Origin of the sequence: Clostridium sp. NSJ-145 (assembly GCF_021044725.1) — a bacterium.
Classification (GTDB): Bacteria; Bacillota; Clostridia; order Clostridiales; family Clostridiaceae; genus Clostridium; species Clostridium disporicum_B.
The window spans coordinates 1-17,622 of sequence record NZ_JAJNOS010000004.1; the positions used below are offsets into that span (position 1 = coordinate 1).

Here is a 17,622-nt window from a genome sequence, read left to right on the forward strand (position 1 = left end):
TTATATTAGTCTTGTTCATTGTTCTTCTCTCCTTTTCTAAGGGGGTATTATTTAGTTTTGCAAACCTATTGTATTTCCTTAGGTTGAGAAGAGCAATGTTCATATAACTTAACAGATCGGATTTAATTATTCGGGGGGAAAATGAGTAAAAAGAGAAAATATATAATATTTTTACTATTTTTATTTATTATAGTACTCGGAGGTAATCAAATCGTATACTCCGATGATAAAGTTATATATGATAATGAAATAGTAAAAAATGATGCTGTTAATTTTCAATCGTTAACAGTAAAAGATGGGATTTCCAATGATTATATAACAAAAATTTTACAAGATTCTAGAGGATATATGTGGATTGGGACGGCAGATGGATTAAATAGATATGATGGAAGTGGAGTCCGAATCTATAATTATTCCTATGAAGATGAAAAGAGCTTAAATTCAACATATATAACAGCTTTAGCTGAAGATTCTAATGGTAATATGTGGGTTGGAACTGGTGGTGGTTTAAGTATAATAAATATGAAAACTAACGAAGTCACCAGAATAGGAAATAATTATAATAGTGATTATTCGATATCAAACTATCACGTGACCGCTATATTTAAGGATAATAATAATACAATGTGGGTTGGAACTTCTGATGGGCTTAATATGTATGATGAGCAAACAGGGAAATTTAGAAAGTATTATGCAGAAGAGGGTAATAGTAACTCTTTAACTAATAGCTATATTACAGATATTAAAGAGTTTAAAGATGGTAATATAGTAGTAGCTACTAAAAGTGGAGCAACATACATAGATATTAATACATTTGAAATTAATCAAATGAAAGATATTCATGAAAATAATAAATATATATATAGTATAGATTTTGATAACGATTATAAAACTTGGTATTCAACAAAAAGTGGGATTTATTATATTAATGATAATAAGATACAGAGCGTTTATTTTGATGTAGATATAGGAGAAAGAATTAATACAGATATCAGCTATATATTATGTGATTCACAGGAAAATATATGGTTTGCAAGCTCAAATGGATTAATAAAGTATGAACAAAAAGATGATATAACTAAAGTTTATAAAACCGATAAAGAAGTATCCAATAGTTTATTAAGTAATTATATAACTTATGTATATGAGGATAGGAATGGAGTTATTTGGATAGGGACAGATAACGGAGTGAGTATATTAAATAATACTCAACAATTTAATAAAAAATATAATTATTTATTACATAACCTAGGTATTTCTGAAAGCAGTGTTACATCAATATTAGAAGATAGTCATGGAGATATATGGGTAGGAACTAAATATAATGGAGTATTTTGTTTTAACGAAGAAACAAATGAGACCATAAGATATGTTCATGATGATACAATGGAGCAATCTTTAAGCAGTAATTCTATAAACCATTTACATGAGGTAGAACCCGGTAAAATTATGCTTTCTACAGATGAGTCTGTGGATGTGATATTAAAAGAAGATGGGACTATACAAAACATTAATAAAAATCGCTTAGGAGAAGCGGCTAATAAAAATTATTTGAAATTCTATTATGATGGACAATCTACATGGGTTGGAAGCAATGAAGGTTTTTATATACATAAAAATGGTGGAAATCTTGCAAAAAGTTATAATAGTCACTTTGAGGAATATGGCTTATCTAATTATAGGGTAATTGATATCTTTCAGGATGAAGAAGATGAAAATATATTATGGTTAGCTGGTGGTAGATATACAGGGTTAATCAAGTTTCATAAAGAAGAAGGGATAATTAAGAATTATACAAGTGATGATAATAATAATGACTTAACTTATGATACTATAAACTGTATTCAAGGTGATGGTAATGGTAACTTGTGGATAGGTACCAATGCCGGTTTAAATAAATTTAATATAGAGACAGAAACATTTACTAGTTATTCTAAAAAAGATGGACTTGCAAATGATTATATAAACTCTTTATTAATTGATGATGAAGGAAACTTATGGATTGGAACTAATAATGGTTTAAGTAAGTTTAACATAAAAAAACAAAAGTTTACGAATTACTCTGAAGCAGATGGTTTACAAGGAACTCTTTTTAATAGGGGAGCAGCCTATAAGACAAAGAGTGGTAAAATGTTTTTTGGTACAAATAAAGGTATTATTTCATTTAATCCAAGTGAAATAAAAGAAGAAATATATAATGAAGATAAAGTTGTATTAGGTAATATTAGAGTAAATAATCAATTAATAGATTATGATGATAATGAGATTATCAAACTTAATCATAATGAGAATAATATAGAGATTAAATATTTTTTACCTGACTATGGTAGAATAGGTGGAGTTTCATATACCTACATGCTTGAAGGGGTTGATAGTGACTGGCAATATCCTGAAAATAGAAATAATGCTATTTATACTTTGTTATCGCCAGGGAATTATACATTTAAGGTTAGGGGCATAAAGAGTAATGGAGATATAACTGAAGAAACTTCTCTTAACTTTACTATAAAAAGTCCTATATGGAGAACTAAAACTGCATTTATACTTTATTTTATTATAATAGTTGCTATAGTTATTTATGTTAGAAATCATGTTAAAATATTAAAAGCGATAGTTGATAGGCAGACTAAGGAAATAAATGCTCAGATGGAAACAAATAGGAAGTTATATGAAAGAAACATTAAAAATGAGAAGTTTAAAAATGATTACTTTGTAAATCTTTCTCATGAGTTAAGAACACCAATTAATATTATTATAGCAACAGTACAGCTAGTACGGACATTAGTTGGAAAAGATAATTTATATAATGAAAATAGAGAAAAATATCTGAATATTATTACGAAGAGTTCTAATAATTTATTGGGAATTATAAATGATATTATAGACAGTTCAAAGATAGAATCAGGTGCATATAAGATAAAAAAACAAGAAGGTATTGATATTGTATATTTAGTTGAAGAAACTGCACTAGGAATGAGTAGTTTAATAAGTGAAAAAGGAATTGAACTAATTATAGACCCAGAGATTGAGGAGAAAATAATATGTTGTGATCCTAATGAAATAGAGAGATGTATTATTAACCTTATAGGAAATGCTGTTAAATTTACTGAAGAGGGTGGAGAAATAAGAGTATTTATTAAAGATTATGGTGATTTAGTAAGTATTTCAGTAGAAGACACGGGACTAGGAATATCATTAGAAGACCAGAAGTTTATATTTAATAGATTTGAGCAAGGAGAAAATATGAATTCAACTCAGGTAAGTAGTAGTGGTATAGGATTAACATTAGTTAAATATATAGTGGAGCTACATAACGGAAAGGTTACGTTAGAAAGTGAATTAAATAAAGGAAGTAAATTTACAATAATATTACCAGTATAATGTTTCATATATAATTTAGATTATATAAATATATATTAATTAAAAGAGATTACCTAAAAACTTTATAGGTAATCTCTTTAGTATATATTTAGAAAATCTTTGAGTACGAATTACTTAATAATATGAAATTAAATTTTGACAAGGTATAGTCATTAAATTAAGTATACTTATTAAATATAGATTTTAATTTTTAATTATAGTAAAATGAGCCTATACTTAATTGTTAGAAGAGGAATGAACTATGGGGAAGAAAGTTAAAAGTATATATCCAGAATATTATAATGAGTTTAAATGTATAGGTGGTTCTTGTGAGGATAGCTGTTGTATTGGATGGGATATAGATATCGATAAGGTTACATTTAGAAAATATTATAAAGTACAAGATTTAGAGATGAAAAGAATGTTTCAAAAAAATGTACATAATAATGAAGAAAGTTTTAGTGATGATGTAGATTATGGAAAGGTAAAATTAAAGGATGATAAAAGATGTCCTTTTTTAGATTGTAATAATTATTGTGTAATACATTCAAAACTTGGGGAAGATTATCTTTCAAATGTTTGTACATGTTTTCCAAGGATAACAAACTTAGTTGATGGATGTTATGAAAGATCCCTTGATGTTGCTTGTCCTGAAGCTGCAAGAATTTTATTATTGAATGAAGAGGGAATTAAATTTAAAGAAAGCGAAGAGGAGATAGGTAAACATATATTATCAAACCAAGTTGATACTAAATCTAAAGAATTAAGCAATTCACTTGCAAAGTACTTTAAAGAGATAAGGAAAGTCTGTATTAAAATAATTCAAAATAGAAAATTAGAATTAACTGAAAGACTTTTCGTATTAGGTGAATTTATCAATAATTTAGAAGATGAAAGTGAAAGTAATTTTAATAACATAGAAAAGTTTATTAATAACTATGATATAAACAGAACTCAAGGTTTTTATGAAAAAAATAGTTTATATTTTATGCTTCAAATAGATTTCTTTAAGAAGATGGTATCTTTATTAAATATAGATAAAGAAGTAGATAGTGATTTGTTTAAGGAATATACAAAGCAAATTATAGATTCGTTTAATTTGAATAGAGAAGATGCTGATAATAGAACATATATAGAGGTTTTTGAAGAATATAATAAAGAATTTCTTGATAAGTATACATATATTTTTGAAAATTATTTAGTTAATTTTATTTATAATAATATGTTTCCGTTTAATGAAAAAGAGTCTATTTTTGATGGATATATTATGTTATTAATGAGATATTCATTTATTAGGTTTTATCTAGTTGGAAAATATATAAAGGAAAGAAATGATTCTAAAGAGGAAATAGTTAGGTTTATTCAAGTATTCTCTAAAACTATTGAGCATCATAGAAGTTATTTAACTAAATCTATAAGGTATATAAAAGAAAAAGAATTTGATAATATAGAGTTTGCTAAAACACTTTTATAAAGTAATTTATGTATATATAAGATGTTTAGCATTCTAAAAATAGATTAATTGTGTGTTTTAATGTAAGTAGGTATAGATAAAAATAGAATTTTATCTATACCTACTTTTCATATTAAATATTATAAGTTTGTATATAAAAAAGAATTAACATAGGTATAAGATATTATGCAATACCAAGAAATTTAATTTCTTGGTATGATTATTTACGAAATTTAATTTCTTTGATATACTAAAAATATACTAAATGATGAAAGGAAATTTCATATGGAAAATAAAACAATTAGGGATAGAATTTTTGCTGAGTATAATAATTTCTTTGATGCAGAAAAGAAAATTGCAAATTATATTTTAAATAATTCTTCTAAAGTAGTTGAATTAACAATTGCAGAATTAGCTGAAGCAGCAGGTACTAGTGAGGCAACTGTTTCTAGGTTTTGTAAAAAGTGTAATGTGAAGGGGTTTCATCATCTAAAGATTACTCTTGCAAAAGAATTAGTTAAAGGTTGTGAATCAGAAGTAACTGCTTCTGGAGATGTTAACCAAAATAATATCAAGAAATCATTACAGAACATTTTAGCTAATAAAGTAGAGGAATTAAGCCAAACTGTATCTATGATAGATGAAGAGAATTTACTCAGAATTATAAAGTTGATAAGTGGAGCTAGAAGTATTCAATTTGCAGCGGTAGGTAATACAATACCAGTTGCAATGGATGGAAGTTATAAATTTAATCAAATTGGCATACCAGCAGTAGCTAATACAATTTGGGAAACACAAATTGCATATACTTATAATTTAACAAAAGAAGATGTTGTGATAGTAATTTCTAATTCAGGAGCATCTAAAAGATTATTAAATGTAGCAGAAGTAGCTCATAAAAAAGAAGCTAAAGTAATATCGATTACTAATAGTGCTAATTCACCATTAGCTAAAATAAGTGATTATCATATCACAACGGCTACTAGAGAAAAATTGTTTTTAGATGAATATTATTTTTCAAGAATATCAGCTATGACAGTAATAGAAATACTATACTTATTCCTGACTGTAGGAAAAGAGGATGTCTATGATAACTTAAGTAGGCATGAACAATCAATTGCTGATGATAAGCTATAAATAGGAGAGATGAAAAGTGAAAAGAAGATGTGCAAAGGAAGCTTTAAAGTATATAAAAGATAATATGACAATAGGACTTGGAGGGGGAAGTACTATAGGATATTTGATTTCTTATATAAAGGAATCTGGATTAAATGTAAAAGTAGTTACTCCATCTTTTAAGACAGCAAGTCTTTGTATAGAAAATAGTATTCAAGTTCTACCAACTTGGTCAATTAGTAGTGTAGATATTGCATTTGATGGATGTGATGAAGTAGATGAAGAGTTAAATGCGTTAAAAAGTGGTGGTGGAATTCATACTAAAGAAAAGATTATTGCAAGTATGGCCAAAGAGTATGTTCTCCTTGTAGATGAAAGTAAGGTTGTAAAGAGATTAGAATTTAATCATCCTGTAGTCTTAGAAATAATCCCTGAAAGTAAGAGTTATGTAGAATCGGTAATAAGAAATTTAGGCGGAATACCTAAAATGAGAAGTAGTGTAGCAAAGGATGGAATCACAATATCAGATAATGGATTATTCTTAATTGATGCTTTTTTTGATAAAGATAAAATTAGCAGTATAGAAAAATTAAATGAAGATTTAAATTCAATTGTAGGTGTTGTAGATACGTCATTATTTTATAAGATTGCTACTAAAGTAATAGTAGTCAGTGATACAGAAATAAAAATAATTGAAAGAGAGGTAAATTAATATGGAAAGTATGGTTAGAAAATTAGCTAATGGAGTTGATATACCTTCAATTGGTTTTGGGACATATAAGCTTGGAGAAGAACAAGAGGTAATAGATAAAGTCAAGCTAGCACTTAATCTTGGATATAGACAGATTGATACAGCTTCTTTTTATGGAAATGAAGAAGGTGTTGGTAAAGGAATAGCTGAAAGTGGCATTGATAGAAAAGATATATTTCTTGTGACTAAGCTTTGGAATGATGACCATGGTTATGAGGAAACAATTAATGCATTCAATAAGTCTATAAAAAAACTTGGTGTAGATTACTTAGATTTATATTTAATTCATTGGCCTAATAAATTAAATAGTGAAACTTGGAGAGCTTTTGAAGATCTTTATAAAGAAGGAAAAGTAAGAGCAATAGGAGTATGTAATTTTAAGATAGGTCATTTAGAAGAATTAAAGAAGACAGCTAAAATTATGCCTATGGTAAATCAAATAGAGATACATCCTTGCAAAACTCAGAAGGAAACAATTGAGTACTGTAATGAAAATAATATTCAGGTAGTTGCATGGGGACCTATAATGAGAGGGAAAATATTATCTTTACCATTAATGTTAGAGTTATCAGAAAAATATAATAAAAGTATAGCTCAGATTACTTTAAGGTGGCACATACAAAATGGAGTAATTCCAATACCAAAATCATCAAATGAAGAAAGAATAAAAGCTAATATAGATATATTTGATTTTGATATATCAAGTGAAGATATTAAAAAGATTGATGAATTAAATGTTAATGAAGATATATCAGGTGTTCCTGCTAATACAACATACTTAGATGTATAATACTGCATAATGAAAGAAATCCCCAAATCATTAAAATAAATGATTTGGGGATAGATATTTAAAACTATATTTTAGGGGTTAAAATTATAGCTTTTAACTATTTTAAAGAGTTAACATAATCTACAGCGCTCATACCAGCTATTCTACCAGAAGTATAAGCAAATCCAGATGCTAATCCTTCATATGGAGGGTATCCAACACCAGTGTAGTATCCACCAGCAGTTGCTCCAGCTGCATATAATCCAGGGATGAACTCGTAGTTAGTGTTCATAACTTGCATGTTTTCATCAACTTTAACTCCACCGATAGTTCCAAGGAATACACCTCTTACATCAAAAGCATAGAAGTTACCTGATTCTACAGAGTAAGCTAATGATTCACTTGCTTTACCGAAATCAGTATCTTTACCGTTTTTAACCATAGTGTTATATCTTTCAACAGTAGCTTTTAAATCTTCAGCATCCATACCAGCTTTTTCAGCTAATTCTTCTAAAGTAGCACCTTTAAATGCAGTACCAGCTTCAACAGATGCATCTGCTAATGCAACGAAATCATCAAGATCCATTTTTGCACCAGGACCAGCTTGAGAAACTGTTAATTTAGTTCCTTCAGAGAAAGATTTTAATGTAGCTTCATCTACTATGATGTAGTATTTTCCACCAACAGTGTAAGCAGCGTTTGCCCAGAATGCTGTATCATAAACAACATCTTCGTTAGTGAAACGGCTACCAGTTTGGTCTACCCATAATAATGGAGTATTTAATACTTGAGTTAAGCTTGTATCAGAGAAACCAGCAAGGTTTTCACCAGCTGAATCTTGTTTAACTTCTGATTCTGCAAATTGACAAGCATGTAAAAGTGGAGTTGCATCTAGGTCGTATCCACCAACAGCTTCGATAGCTTCTATACCTTCTCCAGCATTTGGCATACCAAGAGAGTTAAATAAATCAGATTTTAAAGCTTCAGCAGTTTTTTCAGCATCAGCACCATATCCACCAGTACAGATGATAGTTGCTTTAGCGTTAACTGTTAAAGTACCACCATCAGCTTTAGTAGCTGTTATACCTGTAACAACACCTTCGTCATTCTTGATTATAGTTTCAAGAGAAGTATTGTAACGTACATCAGCACCCATGTTATCTAAATTAGCATACATATTTTCATATGCTACGGCATTATCTTTATATTTGTGATAAGTTTTCCACTTATAAACGTCATCTTCGTGAGCTAATTGAGTTGTAGTTTCTGGAATATAGAAATCAACCCCATATCCTTGTAACCATTCAACTGTATCACCAGCGTTTTCAACAATCTTTCTTACGATTGTACCGTTTGATAAGTATTGGTTAAATTCCATTAAATCTTGAACTGCTTTATCTACAGAAAGATCATATCCATCTTCTTTTAAAAGCTCTGTATCAACAGCGAAGAATCCAGAAGAAATTTTTGTATTACCACCAGCTGAAGCAGTTTTCTCTATAACCATTACGTTAAGTCCAGCTTCGGCAGCAGCTAAAGCAGCAGCAGTACCAGAACCACCAGCACCAACTACAACAACGTCAACAGTAGCTTCTTCATTTTCACCTTTCTTAGCAGTTTCAGCATTTTTTAATGCATCTATATCAGCACCAGCTTCAGTTAAAGCGTTAGTTATTGCTGTAATTACAGCTGTGCTTGTAACAGTTGCACCACTTACTGTATCAACAGCTAAGCTTTGATTATTTACTATAGTTTCTGCTAATTGAGGAGCAGCTTTACCACCGATATCAGGAGTTTCAGAGTCAGCAGTAACATCAATACTTTCGATGCTTCCATCTTCAGCAATAGTTACATTAACTGTAACATCTCCACCAAATCCTTTTTCAGTTGCTGTATAAGTACCAGCTTTTGCAGTTGATTTAGAATCAGTATTATTTGAGCTACAACCAACAAAAAGGCTTGTACTCATAGCAAAAACTAAAGCTGTTGCTAATAGCATACTTAATTTTTTTCTTATCATTTTAGTGTTTCCCCCATTCATTGTTATATCTTTAACTAACAAGAAAAAGTATAACAGTATAAAAAAGTTAAAAGAAGATGATGCATTTTGCAGAAAAAGTGGTTTATTTTAAGAATTGAAAGATGTGATATTTTAATAATATTCTAATTATGTTATGGTAATAAAATGATTAAGGTAATATTAAGTTAATAAAAATATAATAGATTTTATATAGCTAAGAATAAAACTTTTATATAGAAAGCGGTAATGAAAACTATGGAAGTTAAAAGTGTTTTAAATAAAATAAGAAATAAAAAAGAAAATAAAAATGGAATTTATAATATAAGATTAATTGAAGGTGAAGAAGGTATATTATCAAATGAAAAAGGAGATATAATTTTGATAGTAGCTTTTGGATAAGGAAGTATAACTATAGATTCTAAAGTTATTAACTTGTTTAGTGGTAATATTATATTACTGAAGCAAGTAGGGGAAATAAAATATAATATTAAAGATAAGAATGAGATTTGCTTTGTAAAGTTAAAGAAAGAGTTTATAACTACTCAATTAATAGCGCAAATGGCAGATTGTCCAATATTATATGATTTTTTAAGATTAGATACATCTCAAATGGAATATTTGCTATTTGATATAACTATGCAAGAGGTAGTTAAGACATATTTAAATATATTATTATATGAGCTAAGTAGTAACGATGAAGAAAATTATAAATTAGTAAAAGCTTCTTTGATTTTATTTTTAACTAATTTACATAAGGTCCATCAAGAGGCACTAATAATAAGTGAGTCTAGTATGATGAAGGATTATGATATTGGAAAGTGGCTTAAGTATATGGTAGATAATTATTCAACAGTAACTCTTAGGTCTATGGCAGAACATTTTAATTTTAATCCCACATATTTTTCGGTAAGATTTAAAGTATTAGCTAATTGCCAATTTTCTGAAAAGCTATTAGAAATAAAGTTGGAAAAAGCTAGATGGTTGTTAGTTACTACAAATTTGACTGTACAAAATATCGTTGAAATGATTGGTTTTAAAGAAAAAAGTTATTTTTATAGAGTATTTAAAAAACAATATAAGATGACTCCACTTCAATATCGAAAGCATTATAAATTAGCTTATGAAAAATAAGTTGAAGTAATTTAAGAGAGGAGAATTTTGATGAATAATAAGAAAAGCATTTTTAAAATATTAAGTAGTTTTTTTATGATATTTGTATTAGTTGGGTGTGGGAAAAATAAAGAAAATAGTTTATCCAATATATCTAGTAAAGCAGAAAATGTTAATGTTTCATACATAAACGTAGGTAAAGGAGATGCTATTTTAGTTCAAATTGATGATAAGAATTATCTTATAGATACTGGACTAGAGGAAAATTCAGAAATGCTTCTAGAGGGCCTTAAAGCAAAAGATGTAGATACTTTAGATGGAGTATTTTTAACTCATACACATAAAGATCATATTGGTGGTATGGAAGCAGTTGCAGCAGCTTATGATATAGAGATGATGTACAGAGCAGAAATATCTGAAAATAAAAAGAATGGTGAAAATAAAATAGATAATTTATCAGAGGATCTTTATCTACCAATAACAAAATTAAATGCCGGAGATAAGGTTAAGATTACAGATGATATTTATTTTGATGTAATTGGACCTTTGGTGTTAAATGAAGATGACGATAACGATAATTCACTTGTAATGAAGCTTGTAGTAAATGGGAAGACTTTCTTGTTTACTGGAGATATGCAGTTTGCAGAGGAAAAGACACTTATGGATGCTGGGGTAGATCTTTCTAGTGATATATTAAAGGTTGGAAATCATGGAAATAAGGATGCTACATCAGATGAATTTGCAATAGCTGTTTCTCCAAAGTATTCAGTTATTACAACAGATACTACAGTAGATACTAATTCTGCTAGTAAGAGAGTTAGAAAAGCATTAAGTACTTCAGAGATTTATATAACTGAAAATTATGATAGAGGAATAACATTTACAGTTTTACAAGATGGAACAATAGAGATAGCAGAGTTTTAATAGAGAAGTCGCATTAAAGGTGCGACTTCTTTTTTGAATAAAATTAGGTATTAAAACATAAAATATTTAAAAGATATATTTACAAAATATTGTAAAAGTGATAATATTAGTTTTAATATTTATAGGCAAGGAAAGGGAAGAGTACTATAGAGTACAGTTTGAAGAGAGAGAATGTCACCGGCTGTAAGCATTCTTAAATATGACTATAAGAAAACTACCCTGGAGCTATGGTTTAGTAGCCTAAAGGTGAAATATCATCGGTGAAAATCGTTAAATTTTAAGAGATGAATTGAATTGTAGTAATTCAATTTGGGTGGAACCACGTATGTAAACATTCGTCCCAAGGTTTGGGATGGATGTTTTTTTATTTTAAATTAATATAGGAATCACCTTCTCCTAGAATCGAAGGTGTAAGTTCGATTAACTAAATTACATGTGTGCCCATGGGCGAAATTTGGAATCTCACTTAAGGAGGTAGAGGTATGATTAACGTAAAATTAAAAGATGGATCAGTAAGAGAAATCGAAGAAGGTTCTAATATTTATGAACTTGCAAAATCGCTAAGTAAAAATCTATCTAAATCAGCAGTGGTAGGTGAAGTAAATGGAACCTTAGTTGATTTAAGTTATAAGTTAAAAAATAATGATGAGGTAAATATTTTAACATTTGAAGATGAGAAAGCAGTTGAAGTTATGAGACATTCTACTTCACATGTTATGGCTCAAGCAGTTAAGAGAGTATTTAAGAATGTAAAATTAGCAATAGGGCCATCAATAGATAATGGGTTTTATTATGATTTTGATATAGAAGAACCGTTAACAGCAGAAGATTTAAATAAAATTGAAAAAGAAATTAATAATATTATTTCTGAAAACCTAAGTTTTGAAAGAGTGGATATATCAAGAGAAGAAGCTTTAAAGCTTATGAAAGACAGAGGTGAAGATTATAAGGTAGAACTTATAAGTGATTTACCAGAGGGAGAAAAAATATCTTTATATAAGCAAGGTGAATTTATTGACCTTTGTAGAGGGCCTCATATTTATTCAACTAAGTATATAAAAGCATTTAAATTAACTTCCGTAGCAGGTGCTTATTGGAGAGGAAATGAAAAAAATAAAATGCTTCAAAGGGTTTATGGTGTGGCCTTTGCAAGCAAAGATGAGCTAAAAACTTATCTTCATAATTTAGAGGAAGCAAAGAAGAGAGATCATAGAAAGTTAGGGAAAGATTTAAAACTGTTTACTTTTGTAGAAGAGGGGCCAGGATTCCCATTTTTCTTACCTAAAGGAGTTGTTTTAAAAAATACTTTAATAAATTATTGGAGAGAAGTTCATCAAAAAGCTGGATATGTAGAAATTGAAACTCCAATAATGTTAAATAAGAAGCTTTGGGAAACATCAGGACATTGGTATCACTATAAGGAAAATATGTACACTTCAATTATTGATGAAGAAGAATTTGCATTAAAGCCGATGAATTGTCCAGGTGGAATGCTTGTTTATAAATCAGAAGTCCATTCATATAGAGATTTTCCAATGAGGTTAGGTGAACTGGGAAGAGTTCATAGACATGAACTTTCAGGTGCTTTACATGGACTTATGAGAGTTAGAGCTTTTACTCAAGATGATGCGCATATTTTTATGTTACCTGAACAAATTAAATCTGAGATAAAAGGTGTCGTAGAGCTTATTGATGAAGTATATTCAAAATTTGGATTTAAATATAATATTGAGCTTTCTACAAGGCCAGAAGACTCAATGGGAAGTGATGAAGACTGGAATATGGCTGAAGAGTCATTAAAAGGAGCTCTAGATGAATTAAATTTACCATATAAAATAAATGAAGGTGATGGAGCCTTTTATGGACCAAAGATAGATTTTCATCTTCAAGATAGCTTAGGTAGAACATGGCAGTGTGGAACAATACAATTAGATTTCCAGTTACCACAAAGATTTGAACTTGATTATATAGGTAGTGATGGGGAGAAGCATAGACCTATAGTTATCCATAGAGTAATCTTTGGAAGTATAGAAAGATTTATTGGAATATTAATTGAGCATTTTGCAGGTAAATTCCCAACATGGCTTGCTCCGGTGCAAGTTAAGATTTTACCTATATCGGATAAGTTTAATGATTATGCAAGTGAAGTAAAAAATAAATTATTAGATAATGGCATAAGGGTTGAAGAAGATTTACGTGCTGAAAAAATAGGTTATAAGATAAGAGAAGCAAGAAATGAAAGAGTACCATATATAGTTATAGTTGGAGAAAAAGAAGTGGAAAATCAAAATATAGCTTTAAGAAGCAGAAAAAATGGAGATGAAGGTTCTGTAGAATTAGATAGATTCATAGATAGGATTAGAAATGAAATAAAATCATATGATATGGGTTAAAGTTTTAGAGATTAGTTAATGAGATATATATGTAAGTATACTATATGCATAAAATATATAATGGATTATAAAGTCAAGAATTCAGTATAAAGTTATTGTATTTGCATATATTGTAATTGAATTATTAAAGTTAATTCAAGGGAGGAGTTAGAATGAAGCTATTTATAGATACGGCTATAGTTGAAGAGATTAAAAAAGCTAATGATATGGGAGTTATATGTGGAGTAACTACAAATCCATCCTTAATTGCAAAATCAGGAAGAGATTTTAAAGAGGTTATTACAGAAATAACAAATATAGTTGATGGACCTATTAGTGCTGAAGTTGTAAGTACAGAAGCAGAAGGAATGGTTAAAGAAGCAGATGAACTTGTAAAAATTCATAAAAATATAGTAATTAAGATTCCAATGACTGAAGAGGGGCTAAAGGCTACAAAAATATTATCATCTAAAGGTATAAAGACAAATGTAACTCTTATTTTTTCTGCAGCACAAGCGTTACTTGCTGCAAGGGCAGGAGCTACTTATGTGAGCCCTTTCCTAGGAAGATTAGATGATATAGGCATGGATGGAATGGAATTAATAAAAGAAATTGTTGAAATATTTGAAATACATGATATAAAAACAGAAATAATTGCGGCAAGTATAAGAAATCCAATTCATGTTACTAAAGCAGCGAGATGTGGAGCTCATATAGCAACAGTTCCTTATAAAGTAATAATTCAAATGACTAAACATCCATTAACTGATATAGGAATAGAAAAATTTTTAAAAGATTGGGAAGATGTTCCTAAGAAATAGTATAAGAATAAAAGAAGCTAAAAGATATATAAACTTTTGGCTTCTTTTTATAGCTAGAAAGTAAGTATTTATTTTGCTTTATTCATAATATCTACAAATTCATTAGCAGAATCTATTAAGTATCTGCCTTTATAATAATCTAGTTTTATATCTTCAAAATTAGATGATTCATGAACTACATTAGGTCTTTCTTCAAAAGTACCTAAAATGTTAAATTCTTTATCTAAAACTACTATTACAGGAAATTTCATGTTTTCAACATTTAAAATAGGAAATAAGAACTTTTTACCTCTGCCCATCGATATTACAGACATATCAAAATTACTATTAATCTCTGTAAATTTCTTTAAAACTGTGGCATTTAATTGGAAATCTGGACACCAAATCTCACCTGCAATTAGAAAGTTAATTTCTTTATCAAAGCTAGCTAAAAAATTAACCATATCTTCTGTAAAACTAATTCTCGAATAATTTTTAGGTATTCTAGCTCTTTCGCCTTTTGTACCTTGACCAACTGCTGATTCAAAAGTAGTACCAACCTCATATAATTCTCTAATATTCATTTCAACCATAGTAAAACCTCATTTATTATTTTTTATTTGAAACACATTACACGCATACGTTCGTAGCTTTACACTTATAGTATTTCTAATATTTCAACTGAATAGTTTTCAGCAGGAGCGTTTACTTCAACAATATCTCCAACCTTTTTTCCAGCTAGTGCTTTTCCTAAATCAGATTCTATACTTATAAGCATATCTTCAGGATTAGCATCAAGAGTAGTAGTAAGAGTTATTGTATCTTCGTCGTCAAATTCGATAAATCTAATTCTTGCTTTACTGTTTATACCTAATACTGATTTGTCTAATGAAGAATCATCAACTACTGTTGCTGTAGAAATCATAGTTAATAAGTATTGTATTCTGTTGTCATTTTCTCTATAGTTTTCACAAGCAGCTTTATATTCAGCGTTTTCTGAACGGTCACCATGAGCTGCAGCAATAAGCTTATCTTTAGCTATTTCAGCTCTCTTTACAGTCATTCTATAATCTAACTCTTCTCTTAATTTTTTAATATTTTCTTCAGTCAATATATTATTCATAAAAAATACCTCTCAAAATAAAAATCATTATCTTAATATTATATAATATATAGAAAAAATTTAAAGTGTAATTCAATATAATTTAAGAAAAGGAATATATAAATTGATATTGTAAAAAATACAAATATTATTTAAAAACATATTGATTTCATTCGTAAAATGCAATATAATAAAACCGAACAAAATTTAAATAAAGATTAAAAATATTCGCTTATATATTTCTGGTAATAAGGTCTAGATGTTTCTACTCAGCTACCGTAAAAAGCTGAACTATAAGCTAGTTGGAGGTATTTTATGATGAATTATGATGTAATAATTGTAGGAGCAGGTCCATCTGGAATTTTCACAGCATTAGAAGCGAAAACATTAAACCCAGAAAAGAATATTTTACTTATTGAGGCGGGAAGAAGAATAGATAAAAGATCTTGTCCTAAAGAAAAAACTAATGTATGTGTGTCATGTAAGCCTTACTGTCATATAACTACTGGTTTTTCAGGAGCAGGTGCTTTCTCTGATGGAAAGCTTTCATTAAACTATGAGGTAGGTGGAGATTTGCCAGAGCTTATGGGACCAAGCCTAGTTCAAGAGTTTATTGATTATACTGATAAAATATATTTAGATTTTGGTGCAGATACTAAAGTTGAAGGTGTAGGGAATAACGAGGCAGTAAAAGAAATAAGAAGAAAAGCTATTAAAGGTAACTTAAAGCTTGTAGATTGTCCTATAAGACATTTAGGTACTGAAATGGCACAACAAATATATTTAAAGATTCAAAATCACCTTTTAGAATTAGGTGTTGAAATAAAATTTGATACAGTTGCTAAGAATTTAATAGTAGAAGACAATGCTATTAAAGGTGTATTAATAGCTGATTCAAGAACTAAAAAGATAGAAGAAAAAGTTTATGCAGATAAAGTAGTAGTGGCTACAGGTAGAAAAGGTGCTGATTGGTTAAAGGATATGTGTTTAGAACATAATATTGATCATAGAGCAGGAACTGTTGATATCGGAGTTAGAGTTGAGCTTAGAAATGAAGTTATGGAAAGTGTAAATGATGTTTTATACGAATCAAAGCTTATTGGTTACCCAGCTCCATTCCACGATAAGGTAAGAACTTTCTGTCAAAACCCAGGTGGATTTGTTAGCCAAGAAAACTACGATAATGATTTAGCTATAGTAAATGGACATTCATATAAAAATAAAAAGTCAGAAAATACTAACTTAGCAATATTAAGTTCTCACAATTTCTGTGAGCCATTCAATAAACCTATAGAATATGGTAAGAAGGTTGCTGAACTTGTAAATATGCTTGGAAATGGAAGTATTATCGTTCAAAGATATGGTGATATTTTAGACGGTAAGAGAACATGGGAGCATGAGTTATATCAATCAAATATAAAACATACTCTTCCAGATGCTGAAGCAGGAGATTTAACTTCAGCTATACCGTATAGAACAATGACTAACATTTTAAACTTTATAGAATCTATGGATGTTGTAGTTCCTGGATTTGCAAGTAGAGAAACTCTTCTTTACGGACCAGAGATTAAATTTTATAGTAATAAAATAGAACTTGATAAGAATTTTGAAACTAATATAAAAGGATTATATTGTTTAGGGGATTCTTCAGGTTGGACAAGAGGTCTAATGATGGCTTCAGCTATGGGAGTTATGATGGGAAGAAACTTAGCAAATAGTTAAGATATAAAAGTTAATAGTTAAGAGGAAACGATGGTGTTTCTGAAAATATAATGATTTAAAGTCAGCTTTAGCTGACTTTTTTCATTAGTAAGTCTGTGTAAATTCTAAAGTTTGAATTTGCAT

Annotated in this window: 14 protein-coding genes, 1 riboswitch and 1 other annotated feature; of the genes, 11 read left to right on the top strand and 3 right to left on the bottom strand. The window is 29.0% G+C overall.

Annotated features, from left to right (window positions below):
* The first annotated feature begins 141 nt into the window (after positions 1-141).
* The 5 genes from LQE93_RS04990 (at position 142) to LQE93_RS05010 (ending at position 7,470) form a co-directional block, all read left to right on the top strand.
* The gene (locus tag LQE93_RS04990) at positions 142-3,381 is read left to right on the top strand and encodes a ligand-binding sensor domain-containing protein (RefSeq protein ID WP_231072358.1); all 3,240 of its coding nucleotides are present in this window, start codon (positions 142-144) and stop codon (positions 3,379-3,381) included.
* A gap of 241 nt (positions 3,382-3,622) precedes the next feature.
* Positions 3,623-4,834, top strand: a complete 1,212-nt coding sequence (gene fliB / locus LQE93_RS04995; RefSeq protein ID WP_055263858.1) for a flagellin lysine-N-methylase — start codon at positions 3,623-3,625, stop codon at positions 4,832-4,834.
* A 264-nt stretch (positions 4,835-5,098) separates the two neighbouring features.
* A complete protein-coding gene (locus tag LQE93_RS05000; RefSeq protein WP_055263856.1) occupies positions 5,099-5,950 on the top strand; it encodes a MurR/RpiR family transcriptional regulator in 852 nt (283 codons plus the stop codon).
* A gap of 16 nt (positions 5,951-5,966) precedes the next feature.
* On the top strand, positions 5,967-6,641 hold the full coding sequence (gene rpiA / locus LQE93_RS05005; RefSeq protein WP_231072359.1) for a ribose 5-phosphate isomerase A: 675 nt from the start codon (positions 5,967-5,969) through the stop codon (positions 6,639-6,641).
* A 1-nt stretch (position 6,642) separates the two neighbouring features.
* Positions 6,643-7,470 carry an aldo/keto reductase gene (locus LQE93_RS05010; protein WP_231072361.1) on the top strand — a complete coding sequence of 276 codons (828 nt, stop codon included), beginning with the start codon at positions 6,643-6,645 and terminating at the stop codon, positions 7,468-7,470.
* Between the two features lie 97 nt (positions 7,471-7,567).
* Here the strand turns inward: LQE93_RS05010 and LQE93_RS05015 are convergent, their stop codons facing one another.
* The gene (locus tag LQE93_RS05015; protein WP_231072363.1) at positions 7,568-9,469 is read right to left on the bottom strand and encodes an FAD-dependent oxidoreductase; all 1,902 of its coding nucleotides are present in this window, start codon (positions 9,467-9,469) and stop codon (positions 7,568-7,570) included.
* Positions 9,470-9,724: 255 nt separating this feature from the next.
* On the opposite strand from LQE93_RS05015, the gene LQE93_RS05020 reads away from it, so the two are divergent.
* The 5 genes from LQE93_RS05020 (at position 9,725) to fsa (ending at position 14,696) form a co-directional block, all read left to right on the top strand.
* A complete protein-coding gene (locus LQE93_RS05020; RefSeq protein ID WP_231072365.1) occupies positions 9,725-9,868 on the top strand; it encodes a hypothetical protein in 144 nt (47 codons plus the stop codon).
* Between the two features lie 33 nt (positions 9,869-9,901).
* Complete coding sequence (locus tag LQE93_RS05025) at positions 9,902-10,600, top strand: helix-turn-helix transcriptional regulator (protein ID WP_231072366.1); 699 nt, start codon at positions 9,902-9,904, stop codon at positions 10,598-10,600.
* A gap of 30 nt (positions 10,601-10,630) precedes the next feature.
* Entirely contained in the window at positions 10,631-11,503 is an 873-nt protein-coding gene (locus LQE93_RS05030) for a ComEC/Rec2 family competence protein (RefSeq protein WP_231072370.1), read from the top strand.
* Between the two features lie 119 nt (positions 11,504-11,622).
* Positions 11,623-11,849 (top strand) — a binding site (T-box leader).
* 136 nt (positions 11,850-11,985) lie between these two features.
* Positions 11,986-13,896, top strand: coding sequence for a threonine--tRNA ligase (thrS, locus tag LQE93_RS05035; protein WP_231072371.1), 1,911 nt, complete (start codon positions 11,986-11,988; stop codon positions 13,894-13,896).
* Positions 13,897-14,048: 152 nt separating this feature from the next.
* Positions 14,049-14,696, top strand: coding sequence for a fructose-6-phosphate aldolase (gene fsa, locus LQE93_RS05040; protein ID WP_231072373.1), 648 nt, complete (start codon positions 14,049-14,051; stop codon positions 14,694-14,696).
* A 68-nt stretch (positions 14,697-14,764) separates the two neighbouring features.
* Here fsa and LQE93_RS05045 read toward each other — a convergent pair whose 3' ends face one another.
* Both LQE93_RS05045 and LQE93_RS05050 read right to left on the bottom strand, forming a co-directional pair.
* Positions 14,765-15,268 (bottom strand): thioredoxin family protein, encoded by a 504-nt coding sequence (locus LQE93_RS05045; RefSeq protein ID WP_231072374.1) that lies wholly within the window; start codon positions 15,266-15,268, stop codon positions 14,765-14,767.
* Between the two features lie 65 nt (positions 15,269-15,333).
* Positions 15,334-15,798: a GreA/GreB family elongation factor gene (locus tag LQE93_RS05050; RefSeq protein ID WP_055263840.1), complete on the bottom strand. Its 465-nt coding sequence runs from the start codon at positions 15,796-15,798 to the stop codon at positions 15,334-15,336.
* Between the two features lie 191 nt (positions 15,799-15,989).
* A riboswitch (purine riboswitch) is annotated at positions 15,990-16,091 on the top strand.
* 4 nt (positions 16,092-16,095) lie between these two features.
* Here LQE93_RS05050 and LQE93_RS05055 point away from each other — a divergent pair.
* Positions 16,096-17,499: an NAD(P)/FAD-dependent oxidoreductase gene (locus LQE93_RS05055; RefSeq protein ID WP_055263928.1), complete on the top strand. Its 1,404-nt coding sequence runs from the start codon at positions 16,096-16,098 to the stop codon at positions 17,497-17,499.
* Positions 17,500-17,622: the final 123 nt, after the last annotated feature.